15 protein-coding genes are annotated in these 15,240 nt (G+C 57.2%); 6 read left to right on the top strand and 9 right to left on the bottom strand.

Annotated elements, in window-relative coordinates; translation table 11 throughout:
- Positions 1-410 precede the first annotated feature (410 nt).
- The 5 genes from ACIQ5B_RS06425 to ACIQ5B_RS06405 all read left to right on the top strand — a co-directional run bounded on the left by ACIQ5B_RS06425 (position 411) and on the right by ACIQ5B_RS06405 (position 3,928).
- A complete protein-coding gene (locus ACIQ5B_RS06425; protein ID WP_397598295.1) occupies positions 411-1,085 on the top strand; it encodes a pyrimidine 5'-nucleotidase in 675 nt (224 codons plus the stop codon).
- Positions 1,082-1,921: a 2,3,4,5-tetrahydropyridine-2,6-dicarboxylate N-succinyltransferase gene (gene dapD, locus ACIQ5B_RS06420; RefSeq protein ID WP_397598294.1), complete on the top strand. Its 840-nt coding sequence runs from the start codon at positions 1,082-1,084 to the stop codon at positions 1,919-1,921. The genes ACIQ5B_RS06425 and dapD overlap by 4 nt, the downstream gene beginning before the upstream one ends.
- A gap of 234 nt (positions 1,922-2,155) precedes the next feature.
- Positions 2,156-2,350, top strand: a complete 195-nt coding sequence (locus ACIQ5B_RS06415) for a DUF465 domain-containing protein (RefSeq protein WP_183939044.1) — start codon at positions 2,156-2,158, stop codon at positions 2,348-2,350.
- A gap of 71 nt (positions 2,351-2,421) precedes the next feature.
- Positions 2,422-3,411 carry a TerC family protein gene (locus ACIQ5B_RS06410; protein ID WP_397598293.1) on the top strand — a complete coding sequence of 330 codons (990 nt, stop codon included), beginning with the start codon at positions 2,422-2,424 and terminating at the stop codon, positions 3,409-3,411.
- A gap of 34 nt (positions 3,412-3,445) precedes the next feature.
- Positions 3,446-3,928: an SgcJ/EcaC family oxidoreductase gene (locus ACIQ5B_RS06405; RefSeq protein WP_397598292.1), complete on the top strand. Its 483-nt coding sequence runs from the start codon at positions 3,446-3,448 to the stop codon at positions 3,926-3,928.
- On the opposite strand, the gene ACIQ5B_RS06400 is transcribed toward ACIQ5B_RS06405, so the two are convergent.
- The 4 genes from ACIQ5B_RS06400 to ACIQ5B_RS06385 all read right to left on the bottom strand — a co-directional run bounded on the left by ACIQ5B_RS06400 (position 3,925) and on the right by ACIQ5B_RS06385 (position 7,453).
- Complete coding sequence (locus tag ACIQ5B_RS06400; protein WP_397598291.1) at positions 3,925-4,245, bottom strand: HNH endonuclease; 321 nt, start codon at positions 4,243-4,245, stop codon at positions 3,925-3,927. The two genes, ACIQ5B_RS06405 and ACIQ5B_RS06400, sit on opposite strands and share 4 nt — an antisense overlap.
- 34 nt (positions 4,246-4,279) lie before the next feature.
- On the bottom strand, positions 4,280-5,614 hold the full coding sequence (locus ACIQ5B_RS06395) for an amidohydrolase (protein WP_397598290.1): 1,335 nt from the start codon (positions 5,612-5,614) through the stop codon (positions 4,280-4,282).
- Positions 5,615-5,723: 109 nt separating this feature from the next.
- Positions 5,724-6,902: a serine hydrolase domain-containing protein gene (locus ACIQ5B_RS06390; RefSeq protein WP_397598289.1), complete on the bottom strand. Its 1,179-nt coding sequence runs from the start codon at positions 6,900-6,902 to the stop codon at positions 5,724-5,726.
- A complete protein-coding gene (locus ACIQ5B_RS06385; protein WP_397598288.1) occupies positions 6,899-7,453 on the bottom strand; it encodes a DUF3617 domain-containing protein in 555 nt (184 codons plus the stop codon). Before ACIQ5B_RS06385 ends, ACIQ5B_RS06390 begins: the two co-directional genes overlap by 4 nt.
- 161 nt (positions 7,454-7,614) lie before the next feature.
- Between ACIQ5B_RS06385 and uvrB the strand changes: the two genes are divergently transcribed.
- Entirely contained in the window at positions 7,615-9,801 is a 2,187-nt protein-coding gene (uvrB, locus tag ACIQ5B_RS06380; protein ID WP_397598287.1) for an excinuclease ABC subunit UvrB, read from the top strand.
- A gap of 42 nt (positions 9,802-9,843) precedes the next feature.
- Here the strand turns inward: uvrB and ACIQ5B_RS06375 are convergent, their stop codons facing one another.
- The 5 genes from ACIQ5B_RS06375 to ACIQ5B_RS06355 all read right to left on the bottom strand — a co-directional run bounded on the left by ACIQ5B_RS06375 (position 9,844) and on the right by ACIQ5B_RS06355 (position 15,154).
- A complete protein-coding gene (locus tag ACIQ5B_RS06375) occupies positions 9,844-10,542 on the bottom strand; it encodes a sulfite exporter TauE/SafE family protein (protein ID WP_333569697.1) in 699 nt (232 codons plus the stop codon).
- 53 nt (positions 10,543-10,595) lie between these two features.
- Positions 10,596-11,018: a DUF305 domain-containing protein gene (locus tag ACIQ5B_RS06370; protein ID WP_397598286.1), complete on the bottom strand. Its 423-nt coding sequence runs from the start codon at positions 11,016-11,018 to the stop codon at positions 10,596-10,598.
- Positions 11,019-11,048: 30 nt separating this feature from the next.
- Positions 11,049-13,046: a threonine--tRNA ligase gene (gene thrS / locus ACIQ5B_RS06365; protein WP_397598285.1), complete on the bottom strand. Its 1,998-nt coding sequence runs from the start codon at positions 13,044-13,046 to the stop codon at positions 11,049-11,051.
- A gap of 127 nt (positions 13,047-13,173) precedes the next feature.
- Entirely contained in the window at positions 13,174-13,599 is a 426-nt protein-coding gene (locus tag ACIQ5B_RS06360; protein WP_397598284.1) for a hypothetical protein, read from the bottom strand.
- 61 nt (positions 13,600-13,660) lie between these two features.
- A complete protein-coding gene (locus ACIQ5B_RS06355; RefSeq protein ID WP_397598283.1) occupies positions 13,661-15,154 on the bottom strand; it encodes a hypothetical protein in 1,494 nt (497 codons plus the stop codon).
- Positions 15,155-15,240 lie beyond the last annotated feature (86 nt).

The raw sequence follows: 15,240 nt of genomic DNA, 5'->3' as shown, positions 1-15,240 counted from the left end.
GGGGGGGGGGGGGGGGGGGGGGGGGGGGGGGGGGGGGGGGGGGGGGGGGGGGGGGGGGGGGGGGGGGGGGGGGGGGGCCCCCCCGCCCGGCGGGGGAGGTGGGGGCGTGACTACAGAGGGCAGCGGAGTCACAACAACTGGTGGCGGTGGCGGTGGCGGGGGCGAGTCGGCCGTAGGTGGAACCGGCACAGGGGTCGAATTCACGCCGCCGCCGCCACATGCAGACAGTGCGAGTGCAAAAACAACCGATGTGCCGATTGCTATTTTGCGATCAACCCGCGCTGCAGTCATATCCGTAGCATAGTCATGGGAAAGAGACATTCATCCAAAGAATGATTAATATATGATTCTCTTTCGGTAGGCGCAACATGCCCGTTGAGTAACGCAGGGTATGTTGTTAGGCGCCGTCGATGCAAACGCCTTTCGCCGATATCGATACGTGGATCTTTGATCTAGACCTAACCCTGTACGGTCCAGAAGCCAATATTATGTCGCAAGTCCGGGACCGGATAGCTTTGTATGTCGAAAAGCATTTCAATATCGCGTCCGATGAAGCGCACAAGATACGGCACAGCTATTGGAAGAAATACGGCACGACATTGGGCGGGCTGATGGCCGAACATGCGGTTGACCCTTACGGCTATCTCGATTTCGTCCATGAGGTTGACCTGAGCCTATTGAAACCCGCGCCGGATTTGCGGGGGCATATTCATGCTTTGCCGGGCCGCAAAATTATCTTCACCAACGCTGATGCACCTTATGCCGAGCGCGTGTTGACCGCGCGCGGTCTGGACGATGTGTTTGAGGATATTTTTGACATCCACCGGATGCAGCATATGCCAAAGCCTTTCGCCGGCAGCTACGACGCCTTGTGCAGCGAATTGAGGATCGACGCCACGCGGGCACTTTTTGTCGAAGATTCCGCACATAATCTCGTCCCGGCCAAAGCGTTGGGCATGCGCACAATTTGGGTGAAACATGAAGGCGAAGCTGATAGCGCAGCCCATGAAGACTATATCGACCATGAAATTTCCGATGTGACCCAATGGCTATCGGAAATTCACAGCTTTGAAAGATCCGCATGATTGGACAACTAACAGCCATCATTGACGCCGCATGGGACGCCCGTGACGCGATCAGCAGCGCCACACAAGGCGAGGTGCGCGACGCCGTACAAACCGCATTGGCTGGCCTTGATGACGGGTCACTGCGCGTTGCGGAAAAGCTGGATGGCAGTTGGCAGGTCAACCAATGGCTCAAAAAGGCTGTTTTGTTGTCGTTCCGGTTGAATGACAATGTCGTGGTTGACGGCGGTGCAGCGGGCGCCCCTGCCTATGACAAGGTCCCTTCCAAATTTGCAGGATGGGGCGAAAGCCGCTTCCGCGACGCAGGGTTCCGCGTTGTGCCTGGCGCCGTCGCGCGGCGCGGCAGCTTCATCGGCAAGAATGTTGTGTTGATGCCCAGCTTTGTAAATATCGGCGCACGCGTTGATGAAGGCACGATGGTCGACACATGGGCAACGGTCGGAAGCTGCGCACAAATTGGCAAAAATGTCCATCTGTCGGGCGGCGTCGGCATTGGCGGCGTACTTGAACCGTTGCAGGCTGGCCCCGTCATCATTGAAGACAATTGCTTCATTGGCGCACGGTCAGAAGTTGTCGAAGGCGTCGTCATCGAAGAAGGCGCAGTGCTTTCGATGGGCGTTTTCATCAGCTCCACCAGCAAAATCATCGACCGGACAACCGGCGAAATCTTTGTGGGCCGCGTGCCGGCTTATTCGGTGGTTGTCCCGGGTTCGCTCCCGGGCAAAGCGCTTCCTGACGGCAGCCCAGGCCCAAATCTTTCCTGCGCAGTCATCGTGAAACGCGTCGATGCCCAGACCCGCGCAAAGACCGCAATCAACGACCTGTTGAGGGATTAATTCGCCGAACCGAGCAGGGACGATCAAAACGGACTTGCAATTCGGACGAATTTGCTCCACAAGAATCGGGCGGACCGGGCCCCTCTGGCGCTTCGCTTCTTCGGAAGGAACGTGATGTCGGCCGCATCGGATGTTTCCGGTGCATTGGTCAGGCGGTCTTCAAACCCCCGAAATTCGCTCGTCTGTGCCCGGAACATCCGATTGAACTTACATAACGTTCAAGAGGATGTAGTCATGACTTTTTCGTCATTTCGATTGATGCAATATCACCAAAAAATTGATCGCGAACTGCGCGCCGAAATTTCACGGCGCTGGCCAGATGTGTTTCGGATTCAGAAACTGAAGCGGCTGAAGCTAGCGATCAAGGATCGGTTGGCGCGCCACGCGCATACCTCCTTTGGCCGTCGTCTACGCCTTAAAAAAACTTAATATTTGAAAGCTGACGCCGCGCGCGTTTAAATCTGCGCGGCGTCGGCACATACAATACAGGGAATGATTTCATGGAATTTTTGATGATGGACTGGTTGGGCACACCGGTTTGGTTCTGGTTGGCCTTTATCGGCATCGTGATCACGCTCACCGCGTTTGACCTTGGCATTTTGCACAAGGAAGACAAAGAGATGGGCATCGCCGAAAGCCTGAAGCTGTCGGCGTTTTACATTAGTATTGCGCTGCTGTTCGGCCTTTGGGTCTGGTTCCAAAAGGGGGCCGACATGGGCATGAAATATTACACGGGCTTTTTCATCGAAAAGGCGCTGTCGATTGATAATGTCTTTGTCATCAGCCTGATTTTCACCTTCTTCGCGATTCCACGAAAGTACCAATATCGCGCATTGCTATGGGGCATTATCGCCGTCATCGTCCTGCGTGGCCTGATGATTGCGGCTGGCGCTGCCATTGTGCAGGAATATTATTGGACGCTTTATATCTTCGCGGTTTTCCTGATTGGTACCGGCGTCAAAATGCTGTTTTCTGGCGATCAGGAAATGGATGTCGCCAAGAACCCGGTGGTCAAATTTATTTCACGGCATATGCGCGTGACCAAAGAGCTTCATGACGAGAAGTTCTTTGTGAAGGTACCAGATGACAAGACCGGCAAGATGGTGCGCGCTGCGACGCCATTGTTCCTCGCGCTTGTCGTTATCAACCTCGCCGACCTTGTGTTCGCGGTGGACTCGGTACCGGCGATCTTTGCCATCACCACCGACACGTTCATTGTGTACACGTCAAACATCATGGCGATTTTGGGCCTGCGTGCCTTGTATTTCGCACTCGCCGCGATGGTCCATCGTTTCCATTATCTTAAGTATGCTCTGGCATTGGTTCTCGTCTTCATCGGTTCGAAGATCTTCGTTTCAGACTTTGTGATGGACGGCGACAAGTTCCCGCCCGTCCTGAGCCTGGGCGTCACCTTCGGCCTGATTTTAGGAGGCATATTCTTTTCGCTCTGGAAAACGCGCGGACAGGATCAATCACATCACACGCTTTAGTTTTTACTTTAGCGACCAAGAGGAGAAAACTGAGATGAATAAACTTATGTTAAGTGCAGTTGCAGTTGCATCGGTAATCGCCATTCCGGCTCAGGCTAAAACCGCGGCACCCATGCAGTGCGCGGCCGTGAACCAAGCCCAAGTCGAATCGCTGTTCAGTGATTTCAACAATGCTTGGGCATCGAAAAATCCGGACACGGTCACCAGCTTGTTCACAAAGGACGCAGTCCTGCTGGCGACCGTTTCCAACACGCCACGCACCGACCATGCGGGTATCCGTGACTATTTCGTCGGTTTCCTAAAACCAAGCCCAGTGGGAACCATCAACAGCAGCACGGTCAAGATCGGTTGCAACATGGCAGCACGGCTCGGCACTTGGACGGTAACCGTAACGGACCCTTCAACGGGTGCGAAAACAGACATCAAGGCACGTTATTCGTTCATCTATCGTATCGAAGATGGAAAGTGGAAAATCGACCATCTACACTCGTCGATGATGCCTGAAAAAGCTGGCTAACGCCGGTCCTTTGTCGGCGCATTAAAGTCGGACGGTTTGTTGGCAATCCATGCCACGAACCGTCCGATTTCTTCATGCGCCAACAACGCATCAACGGTTGCAAAACGCTTTTCGAGATCGCTGTTGGTGAAATTGGCATGAATGGTCCGATGGCAAATCGGATGCACCGGCTGCCGTTCCTTGCCACCCCGGCTCTTGGGCACAGGGTGATGCCATTCGGTGACCTCCCCCATCGGGCGCGAACACAGCCAGCAGGTTACTTCGGGCGTAACAGACTCTTCGTCTGAGTCATAAAAATCGCGATTTTTTCGCGCCATTGTCGCCGCTCCGTAACCTGCCAGATAACCGCAATCAGTTCTTGCCTGTTCCCAGCAAATCCAACGCGGCGGCCGTCATCGCTTCGATGCCCAAGCGGACCGACGGTTCGGGATCGATCTTGAACAAGGGCGAATGGTGACCGGCCACGGCTGGTCCGCCATTTTTCGCAGCCGCAATCCATTCTGGATTTGTCCCGCCGACCGCGAAATAATATCCCGGGATGCCAAATTGCTGATCCACGAAGAACGCGAAATCCTCTGCGCCCATATTTGTCTGGCGGAATGGCACAACAACGTCGCTACCCAATGCCGTCGCAATTGCACCGTTCAAGCGACGGGCAAGCGCAGCGTCATTAACGGTGACGGGCGTGCTTTCATTGACCTTTACGATAGGTAGCTTGTCATTGGGCAGGCCGTGCGCCGCGCCAATACCTTTTGCCACACGCTCAATCGAAGCAATCAGCTGATCCCGAACCGCTTGGCTATTGGCACGCACGGTCACCTGTAAATCGGCATATTCGGAAATGATGTTATGCTTGGTCCCAGCGTGGAATGCGCCAACGGTAATCACGCCCGCGTCCAACGGGCCCTTTTCGCGGCTGATGATCGATTGCAGACCAACGACGATCTGCGACGCGATGTAGACGGGGTCGCGGCCAAGATGCGGCGCAGCGCCGTGCGTGGCGATACCGGGAACGCGGATGTCGACGCTGTCAGCGGACGAATATTGGATGCCTTCCGATGCTGCGATTTTACCCGTTTCCAATTCTGCTGCCACATGGAAGGCCAGCGCATAATCGGGCTTGGGAAAACGGGTATATAGTCCGTCCTGGATCATGGCCTTGGCGCCGCCAACGCGCTCTTCAGCGGGCTGGACGACGAACAGGATTGTGCCTTTCCACCGGTCTTTCATGCGCGCCATTTGCCGCGCCGTGCCGAGCAAAGAGGTAATGTGCACATCATGGCCGCAAGCATGCATGACGGGCATTTCAAGGCCATCAACACCAACCTGTCTGACGGTCGAGCTATTGGCGAGGCCGGAGCGTTCCTGCACGGGCAATCCGTCCATGTCCGCACGGACAAGCACGACTGGACCATCGCCATTTTTCAGCACGCCGACAACGCCGGTTCCGCCAACCTTTTCGGTCACGATCATGCCAGGCACGGCGCGCAATTCCTGTGCCATCCGGGCAGCGGTCTTATATTCGCGGAACGACAGTTCAGGATTGCGGTGGAAATGATCCCACAGGCTAGCGAGCGACTTGTCATAGTCTGCTTTGACGGCATCCGCATAATCCGGGCGGGCCGCCGCTGGTGTGGCCATTAATGCGCTTGTCAAAAGCGCGCCCAACAAAGTCTTTTTCATCATAAACACTGTCCCCCATTGTGTCTGCGCCACCATTTGGCGCGCAGTGTATCTGTTATACGGCGGCTCAATTTCCCCTGTTGGGTCGGGCCGCCTCGGTCTGAATGCTACGCTACCACGGGCACCGGTCAAAGCAATGCCCGACGGGTGAAAATTCATCGACCATCGTCACATAGCGGTAAAATCCCTTGCCTTGCGCCGGATTAATCCAAAAACCGGCACGTAGCGAATATGCCTCACCCACATGGCCAAACCATCGATGGCCCGCATTGTCCTCCAACCAATGCACGCCAAGGCCATATGCCGTGAAATAGCCCTTGTCGTCATCGCCATTTGAACCATTGAACGTCCAAACTGGCGCTGTCATTTCGGCGAAGCTTTTTTTCGACAGCAATGGTGCGCCCTGCCGCAACAGCAATTGGCCGATTTTGGCAAGATCACGTGCCGAAATGCGCAGGCCGCCTTGTGGGCTGAACGCCGAACCATTGCGGCCAAGAACGTACAGCGCATCAACATCACAACTGCCGTTGGTGGCTGGATACACCGCGCAAGGGTCAGGCCCCTTCATGGCGGCATCACGCGCCAAGTCGCCATTTGGACGCAACAAAGTGACCGCTTGTGCGCGCCGTCCCTCGCTGCACCCGGCGCCCCAATTATAGCAGGCATCCAGCCCAAGCGGCGTCAGCACCAGCCGCGCCATCAACCGGTCAAACCGCTCGCCTGTGGCGCTTTCCAGCACCGCCGCGATCACGGGCGAATTGATATTGGCATAGGAAAAATAGCCCCCCGGCGGGTGGGCAGCATCCCACGCTTTTGGGTTGGCAATAACGCCGGACAGCTCGCCATCCAGTGGCACGATATAATCGACAGAGTCGCGCAGCCCGCTTTGGTGGGACAGCAAGGCACGCATTGTCACCGGCGCATCGGGGAAGGCTGGATTGCGGACGGGCCAGCCAAGATAAAGACCGACATCACGGTCAAGATCAAGGACACCCTGCTCCGCCAGCCGCATCGCTCCAATCGCCACCACAAGTTTCGAGATCGAAGCAACGCGCGCAGGGTCATCCAGCGTGACGGGACGGCCTGCCACACCAGCATCGCCTTGCGCGGCAACGTGCGTGATGCCGTCAGCGGTAAAATCAACCCGCACCTCCGCCGCCGCAGGAAGCGCGCGTTCAGCCGAGGCAGGCGTTGTTGCGCAGCCGCCAAGCGCCGCCGACCACAAAGACAAAGCCGCGACGAGAGGCACGAGCCGCGTCCGATTCCAAGACAGCCTCATACTCTGCATCATGCCACCGGACAGGCGCCTACATATTCGCCGGTTGCCTTGCCCTGCATCTTCACCTTGCCAATCATCGGCAGACGGACATCGAACTTGCTGTCATAATTGAATGCGGTTTCGCCCATGACGCCCGCGAGTTCCATGTCGACACTGCCCATGCCTTCCATGCCGCATGACAGCTGCAACCGGACATTTTGGCCCGAAACGTCAAATGCCTTATACACGCATTTTTCCGCGCCATTGCCGCCAAAGAAATCCGCGCTTGGCTTTTTGGCTTCTGCCTCCGTCAGGCAACTACGGCTCGACGCGCTCTTGGCGACCTCGTCCATAATCTGCTGCTTTTCCGCTTTGCCCAGCGTCGGCACGTCAATGTCGGTGAAGACAAACTTGGTTTCCCACTGCCCGGCCTTCATCGGGATAAACGCGTCATAATCCATTTCGGCGGCGCGCTCTTTGCTGTCGGTGTCAGCGCCTTTGTCCGAACAGGCTGAAATCGCCAACGCCGCAACGCCCAATAAAAGGAACTTGTGCATGGGTTGTCTTTCTTGCTCTGTTGTCATTTCCTTCTTGTGTCCCTGACTTATCAAAAAGGCAACAGGCGATCAGAACCCCTTTTGTGGTTTTGGCTAACCGTGGCCAACGTGACAACATAGACCACGTTTTTCAGACAAAGCCGCCGCACACTCTTGCCCTTGCGCCCGCTACAGCACATATAGCGAACATGGCTGAATTGATTATCCGCCGTGGGCTGGAAGAACCGGACACGGTTGGCAGCTTCACCCCGCACAGGCCGGAACGCCCGTCGAAGCTTGAAGGGGGTCGCCCTTTCAAAATCGTTTCCGATTATGAACCCGCAGGCGACCAGCCGACGGCGATCAAAGAATTGGTGACGACTGCGCTGATCGGCGAAAAGAATCAGGTCCTTTTGGGCGTCACGGGTTCCGGCAAGACATTTACCGTCGCTAAAGTCATTGAGGCGTTGCAACGGCCCGCACTGATCCTTGCTCCGAACAAGATTTTGGCGGCGCAGCTGTACGGCGAATTTAAAAGCTTCTTCCCCGACAATGCGGTCGAATATTTCGTCAGCTACTATGACTATTACCAGCCCGAAGCCTATGTCCCGCGCAGCGACACCTATATTGAGAAGGAATCGAGCGTAAACGAGGCCATTGACCGTATGCGCCATTCGGCGACGCGGTCGTTGCTTGAGCGCGATGACGTTATCATCGTTGCCTCTGTGTCGTGTATTTACGGCATCGGTTCGGTGGAAACTTATTCGGCGATGATATTCGACCTGAAAGCAGGCGAAAGCGTTGATCAGCGCGAATTGATCCGCAAGCTCGTCGCGTTGCAATATAAGCGCAACGATACCGGCTTTGCCCGCGGCAATTTCCGCGTGCGGGGCGACAATCTGGAAATCTTCCCGTCGCATTATGAAGACATGGCATGGCGCGTCAGTTTCTTTGGCGACGAGATTGAGGAAATTGCCGAGTTCGACCCGCTGACGGGGACGACAGGCGCAAAGCTGAACAGTGTGCGCGTGTACGCGAACAGCCACTATGTGACGCCCGGCCCGACGATGAAGCAGGCGAGCGAAGCCATCCGGTTCGAACTGACAGAGCGGCTGAAAGAACTGGTGTCCGAAGGCAAATTGCTGGAAGCGCAGCGGCTTGAGGAGCGGACGAATTTCGATCTGGAAATGATCGCGGCGACCGGCAGTTGCGCAGGCATCGAAAATTACTCGCGCTTTTTAACGGGCCGCCTGCCGGGTGAACCGCCACCCACCCTCTTTGAATATCTGCCTGAAAATGCATTGCTGTTTGTCGACGAAAGCCACCAGACGGTGCCGCAAATCGGCGCGATGGCAAAGGGTGACCATAGGCGCAAGCTGACGCTCGCCGAATATGGTTTCCGCCTGCCGTCCTGCATCGACAACCGGCCGCTGCGTTTCAACGAATGGGACATTATGCGCCCCCAAACGGTATGCGTTTCTGCAACACCCGGCGGTTGGGAAATGGAACAATCGGGCGGCGTGTTTGCCGAACAGGTTATCCGGCCCACGGGGCTTATCGACCCACCGGTCGAGATTAAACCCGTTGAGGATCAGGTGCAGGATTGCATCAACGAATGCCGCAAGACGGCAGAGGCAGGTTTCCGGACATTGGTCACCACGCTGACCAAGCGCATGGCCGAAGACCTGACCGAGTTCATGCATGAGGCAGGCTTGCGTGTGCGCTATATGCACAGCGATGTGGAGACTTTGGAGCGCATCGAGCTGATCCGTGACTTACGGCGCGGCGTGTATGACGTGCTTGTCGGCATCAACCTGCTGCGTGAGGGTCTGGATATTCCCGAGTGCGGGCTCGTCGCAATTTTGGATGCGGACAAGGAAGGTTTCCTGCGCAGCGAAACGTCGCTCATTCAAACCATTGGTCGCGCCGCACGTAACGTCGAAGGCCGCGTTATCCTATATGCCGACCGGATGACGGGAAGCATGGAGCGTGCGATTCGCGAAACCGACCGCCGCCGTGAAAAACAACATGCCTATAATATCGAACATGGCATTACGCCTGCGACCATCAAGCGCGACATCCACGATATTGTGGCCGACACCGCCAGCCGCGATTCGGTGCTGGTCGAGATTGACGCCGACGGCGCCAACAATCTCGTCGGCCATAATCTGCGGGCCTATATCGACGATCTTGAAAAGAAGATGCGTGCCGCCGCTGCGGATCTTGAGTTTGAAGAGGCTGGACGTCTGCGCGATGAAATTCGCTCATTAGAAGCCACTGAGCTTGGCCTGCCGCACCAGCAACATGTCGCCGCCCCGCGCGGCCGATCGACGGAAGGTCAGCCCGGCACACGCAAAATGCGGTACGGAAAAACGCAGCGGAAATTCGGTAAATAAGCCTTAGCTTTTAAGCAGCTTTGCAATCAGCTTTTTACGTTTTCAGTTGAAAAGCCGTATGAGCGCCGAAATTCCGGCAAGGCCAAGGATGCCAGCGACAAAACTGCGCCACAACGAAGGCGGGACTTTGCCAAAGGATTTCGCGCCCAGCCAGTTGCCCGCCAATACGGACGGAAACAGCAACAGCGACAGCCACAATAAGCGCGCGTCGGCCAATCCCAAGGCAAAGGCCGAAATCGTACCCGCAATGGCCGTGGCGAAAAACACGAGCATCATCGATGCGCGCGCTTCCTTGGGCGGAATTGGCTGGCGCAGGTAGAATGGCACAACAGGCGGGCCGGGCATCGCGGCAAAGCCGGTTAGGATACCCGATGCAATCCCGGTGGCTGCAGTCTCTTTTGGTCCCGGGCGCAATTCGCCACGTTGCGGAAGCAGGACGAGCGCGAACGCACCAATGGCAATGGCCGCGATCATCAACCGCGCAACGTCAGGGGTTGTGACCTTCAGCAACAGGACGCCAATCGGTGTCGCCAGCATGGCAAATGCCGCAATCATCAACGCACTCTGCCGATGCGCGTCGGCGAATATGGCCTTTAGCCCAACGGGTCCAATCAGCACCTGCAGCAATATGGCAATGACGACCGCTTGGCCCGGGGTAACAATCATCCCGAACAACGGCACCAGAATGATCGCCATGCCAAAACCCGTCAGCCCACGGATATACGCAGCGCCAAGGGTCATTGCAGACAACAGCAGCAATTGCGCGGTGGCAAGGCCCGTTAGGTCGTGAATGTTCAGTGCCCCATTGCGGCATGGTCAGCGGCAGTGAGCGGCTTTTCCGCCTTCACGCCGTTTTTGTCGAGCCACGCCTGCATCTCTTTGATTTCGGCTTCCTGCGCCGCAATCACCTTTTCGGCGAGCGCGCGGACTTCAGGGTCCTTGCCATGTTCCAACGCGACTTTCGCCATTTCGACCGCGCCGAGATGATGCGGAATCATACCCTGCATAAACGCAACATCCGCATCTTCGGCGATATTGCCCATGCCGGCATGCATTTTGTCATTGGCCGCGGCATAGCCCTTTTGCGCCGCGTTGTAGCTTGCGGTGGCGTCGGCCGCGGTAGATGCCTCAGTTGTTGTGGCAGCATCATCTGCGGCCGGTTTTTGGCATGCCGCCAACAGCAATATAGCCGCGAGCGTTAGAGGAAGCGTCTTCATCACAATCTCCTTATCTGACCGAAATTTGGTTTAACGAATATCGGGCGGGGTCGCTTCATGCGACAGCATCGCAATGGCTTCATCCAGCGTCATGATGCGCTGGCCGTCGGAACCAAGGCTGCGGATCGCGACCTTGCCCTCTTCCGCCTCACGCATACCAACGACGAGGAGATGCGGTACCTTCGCGACGCTGTGTTCGCGCACCTTGTAATTGATTTTCTCGTTCCGCGTGTCGGCCTCAACCCGAATGCCAGCCGCTTTCAGCTTAGCCGTAACATCATGCGCATAGCCGTCTGCTTCCGACGTAATGGTCGCGACAACCGCCTGCACAGGCGCCAACCAGACTGGGAAGCGACCGGCATAATGCTCAATCAATATGCCAATGAAGCGTTCATAGCTGCCAAAGATTGCACGGTGCAACATGACGGGACGGTGGCGTGCGCCATCTTCACCGACATAGCTTGCATCAAGCCGTTCGGGCAGGACGCGGTCGGACTGGATCGTCCCCACCTGCCATGTGCGGCCAATGGCGTCGGTCAAATGCCACTCAAGCTTTGGCGCGTAAAATGCGCCTTCGCCGGGCAATTCTTCCCAACCAAATTCCGGCGTCGCAAGGCCCGCGCGCACGACGGCATCGCGCAGTTCATTTTCCGCTTTGTCCCAATCCGCATCCGATCCAAACCGTTGGTCCGGACGCAGCGCAAGCTTGATCGAATAAGTGAAACCAAATTCCTTGTAGACGCGGTCTGCCAGCGCACAAAATGCCTGCACTTCTTCGATAATCTGGTCTTCGCGGCAGAAGATATGCGCGTCATCTTGCGTGAACTGACGCACCCGCATCAGGCCGTGCAAGGCACCATGCGGTTCATTGCGGTGGCAACAGCCATTTTCATATATGCGCAGCGGCAGGTCGCGATAGGATTTGATACCCTGGCGGAAAATCAGAACGTGCGCTGGGCAGTTCATGGGCTTCAACGCCATCCAGTCGGCCTCGCCCGAAATCACGGGACCCTCATCATCGACATTCGGCACTTCGTCAGGGATCACGAACATATTGGCGCGATATTTGCCCCAATGCCCCGATTGCTCCCATTGCCGCGCGTCCATGACCTGCGGCGTTTTCACTTCTTTATAGCCAGCGCCGTCGATGGCGCGGCGCATATAGGCTTCCAGCTCGCGCCAGATCAGATAGCCATTTGGATGCCAAAAGACGGAACCGTGTGCCTCTTGCTGCAAATGGAACAGGTCCATGTCCTGACCCAGACGGCGATGGTCGCGCTTTGCAGCTTCCTCAAGACGGAGGAGATGGGCGTCGAGCTGCTTTTTGTTCAACCAGCCGGTGCCGTAAATGCGGCTCAGCTGCGGGTTGTTCTGGTCACCGCGCCAATAGGCACCGGCAACGCGCGTCAGCTTAAACGCGGCAGGATCAAGCTTGCCCGTCGACGCCAAATGCGGACCGCGGCACATGTCCATCCAGTCATTGCCCGACCAATAGACCGAAAGCTCTTCGCCGTCGGGCAGCTCCGCCGCCCATTCCGCCTTGAAGCTTTCGCCCGCATTCTGCCATGTGGCGATCAACGCATCACGCGCCATGACTTCGCGGCGCAGCGGCTTATCGGCGCGAATGATGTCGCGCATCTTTTCTTCAATCGCGGGCAGGTCGTCCATCGTGAATGGACCACGCGATGCGGGCGCCATCACGTCATAATAAAATCCGTCGTCGGTCGACGGGCCAAATGTAATCTGCGTTCCGGGAAACAAGCCCTGCACCGCTTCGGCAAGGATATGCGCAAAGTCATGGCGGGCAAGTTCAAGCGCGTCTGCCTCATCACGGCTGGTCACCAGTGCGAGCTGCGCATCGGCGTCCAACGGGCGCGTGATGTCGCGCAATTCGCCATCCACCCGCGCGGCGATCGCAGCCTTCGCAAGGCCGGGGCCAATGGCGGCGGCAATATCCGCCGGGGTAGTGCCGCGCGCGACTTCACGGGCAGTGCCATCGGGAAGGGTAATGCGGATCATCTCGGACATGGATTTACTTGCTTTCAGCTTCGGTTTGGAACCGTCCCTTTGCCAGCCCAAACGCGAAGTCGCAACCCTGCAGCTTTGTCCTTATGCGCTATCACCTTCTTCGTGCCGTGCAGCGCCCAATTGCATCCTAACCCGCAGTCTTCTCGGCGCGATAGGGCACGAAATCGCCAAGGCTACAAATGCCGCCGGTCATGCCGCTGGTCCGGTCCACCAAGCGGAGAATATCACCGCGGCATTTTTGGCTGCCAAATTGTTCGGAGACGACGATATCACTGTCGCGGGCAAGGCCCGGACAAGGTGACCGCAAGTTGTTCTTGTACACAAGACGGCCCGACACGCGGTACAGCAGAATATTGTCGCTGACGCGGATCATATTGTCGGCATTGAAATCACTGATGCAGGTTAACGGTTTCCCCGCCACCTTGCCGCCGATTTCCTTCATTAAGACAGCAGATTGTTTCTCGGTCAGCGGCGCGGGCGTGCGCTCCACTTGGCCGCATGCCGCAACAGCCGTCAAAGGCAGTATGAGGCCAGCCAGTTTGAGGATATGCATCGGTCTATCTCCTGAATTCACATAGCTGCATGATAGCCGCTGCGTGATGAACGGCAGATTATCATAAAATCGCCGCCATGTGGCGTTTTTCGCCCGACGTGACGTCAACGATCCTATGGCCAAGGTCGCCATCGGGTGTGCTGTCCAGCACCGCCATGGCACGGGCGCCATTTTCCATTTCAAGGATGAGCGTGGCCGGACCAAAACCGTCCTTGCCCGCGGACCGCACAAAACTGAGTACACGGCCCTTGCCGTGCGGGGCGTCATCCAGCGCGATCTGTTTCGGCACATATCCCTTCGCCGCCTCCCCCGACCAGGCAATGTCGGGCTGTGACGCGGTGTAGATGCCGACGGCCTGTTTTGACATTACGCCGCCATTCGCAGTGACCAAAGCGGGCTTTGATCCATCTTGGCGCAGGGCATCAACCATCGCTGCGATATTATACATGCTATAGCCATTGCCGGGCCCACCGAAAAAGCTGAGGCCGCCGGTGAGCGTATAATCGCCAAGCGCACGCGCCGCGTCATTCATGGTGTCAACAGCCGCAAATACCGCGCACGGAAAGCAGCTGTAAATGTCCACGGGGCCAAGATCACTGGCCTGAATTCCGGCCTGCGCAAGTGCCGCCGGAATAGCAAAATCAAGCGCTGCCGACCGGTGAATGACACCGCGCTCTGCCAATGGTGGTTCTGCGGCTTCTGCCGCGCCGGCCAACCAGACCCATTTGTCTTGCGGCACACCCAGATCGCGCGCTTTACCTGCGCTGGTTAGGATAATCGCCCCGCCCAGATCGACCGCATCCTGCGCCACATGCCAGCGACGGTAAATGTCCGTCAGCGGGTAATTGGCATTATCGTCGCTCAGCATCGCGTCGGGCGCGCGAAAGCCGGGGAATTGCGCGTGGGTCCGCCCTTCCGCTTTTGCTGAGAATGCCGACCACAACGCCGCCAATTCCCGCGCATAAGCGTCGGCGTTTAATCCCAGCTCCATCCGCCGTGCATTTTCAATCAGGCTGTACGCCAGCGGCATGGAAATGATGCCATGGCGGATTTCCGTTCGGCTCAAAATCGGGAAGGTGGAAAGGCGGTTGTCGAACGGGGTGTCCGAAGGCAAGCGCCAGTCCAACGTCACACCCGCCTTACGCGCGCGCTTTGCGGTCCCGGTCGCTTCTGCGGCCACGAGCACCGCGACTTCACAGGTCCCGCGGCGGATATCGCCCGCCAGTTCGTTCAACATCGCCTGCGGGCATTGACCGCCGACATCGGCGTAAATCAACCTCGCCGCGCTGATGCCGCCGGCCGCTCCAAAAGCTTCGGGCGCATTATCGGGCGACCCGGTGCCCAGGCTGACGCCGCTGTCCTCAAATGTGCGGATCGCGGCAATGGTGTCAATCGCCGCTGCAACCGATGGGGCTTGGCCCGTATCGGCCAGTGCAACCTTGATGGCGGCGCCAGCCAATTCGCGCGGGCTTGGCCATTCGCCGGACACTGTCTTTCGGCTGGCTTCGCCCACGCCAATAATGACCGGCGCGCTTGCATCAAAATTGCTCATCATTCACTCCCGATTATCTCTTAACTGCACGCTTAAATATGCTAGCAGTCGATGCAAGAGATAAGGAGAGCGCACATGGCGAAATGGCC

Origin of the sequence: Sphingorhabdus sp. (genome assembly GCF_044374345.1) — a bacterium.
Taxonomy (GTDB): Bacteria; Pseudomonadota; Alphaproteobacteria; order Sphingomonadales; family Sphingomonadaceae; genus Sphingorhabdus_B.
Note: the sequence above shows the minus strand (reverse complement) of the source record. Positions and strands in the feature narration are given on the sequence as shown.

Coding starts and splice junctions, on each gene's coding strand:
- ACIQ5B_RS06425 (WP_397598295.1), top strand. CDS start 411: ATGCAAACGCCTTTCGCCGATATCGATACGTGGATCTTTGATCTAGAC.
- ACIQ5B_RS06360 (WP_397598284.1), bottom strand. CDS start 13,599: ATGCATATCCTCAAACTGGCTGGCCTCATACTGCCTTTGACGGCTGTT.
- ACIQ5B_RS06385 (WP_397598288.1), bottom strand. CDS start 7,453: ATGACAACAGAGCAAGAAAGACAACCCATGCACAAGTTCCTTTTATTG.
- ACIQ5B_RS06370 (WP_397598286.1), bottom strand. CDS start 11,018: ATGAAGACGCTTCCTCTAACGCTCGCGGCTATATTGCTGTTGGCGGCA.
- uvrB (WP_397598287.1), top strand. CDS start 7,615: ATGGCTGAATTGATTATCCGCCGTGGGCTGGAAGAACCGGACACGGTT.
- ACIQ5B_RS06375 (WP_333569697.1), bottom strand. CDS start 10,542: ATGACCCTTGGCGCTGCGTATATCCGTGGGCTGACGGGTTTTGGCATG.
- ACIQ5B_RS06400 (WP_397598291.1), bottom strand. CDS start 4,245: ATGGCGCGAAAAAATCGCGATTTTTATGACTCAGACGAAGAGTCTGTT.
- thrS (WP_397598285.1), bottom strand. CDS start 13,046: ATGTCCGAGATGATCCGCATTACCCTTCCCGATGGCACTGCCCGTGAA.
- ACIQ5B_RS06390 (WP_397598289.1), bottom strand. CDS start 6,902: ATGATGCAGAGTATGAGGCTGTCTTGGAATCGGACGCGGCTCGTGCCT.
- dapD (WP_397598294.1), top strand. CDS start 1,082: ATGATTGGACAACTAACAGCCATCATTGACGCCGCATGGGACGCCCGT.
- ACIQ5B_RS06410 (WP_397598293.1), top strand. CDS start 2,422: ATGGAATTTTTGATGATGGACTGGTTGGGCACACCGGTTTGGTTCTGG.
- ACIQ5B_RS06395 (WP_397598290.1), bottom strand. CDS start 5,614: ATGATGAAAAAGACTTTGTTGGGCGCGCTTTTGACAAGCGCATTAATG.
- ACIQ5B_RS06355 (WP_397598283.1), bottom strand. CDS start 15,154: ATGATGAGCAATTTTGATGCAAGCGCGCCGGTCATTATTGGCGTGGGC.
- ACIQ5B_RS06415 (WP_183939044.1), top strand. CDS start 2,156: ATGACTTTTTCGTCATTTCGATTGATGCAATATCACCAAAAAATTGAT.
- ACIQ5B_RS06405 (WP_397598292.1), top strand. CDS start 3,446: ATGAATAAACTTATGTTAAGTGCAGTTGCAGTTGCATCGGTAATCGCC.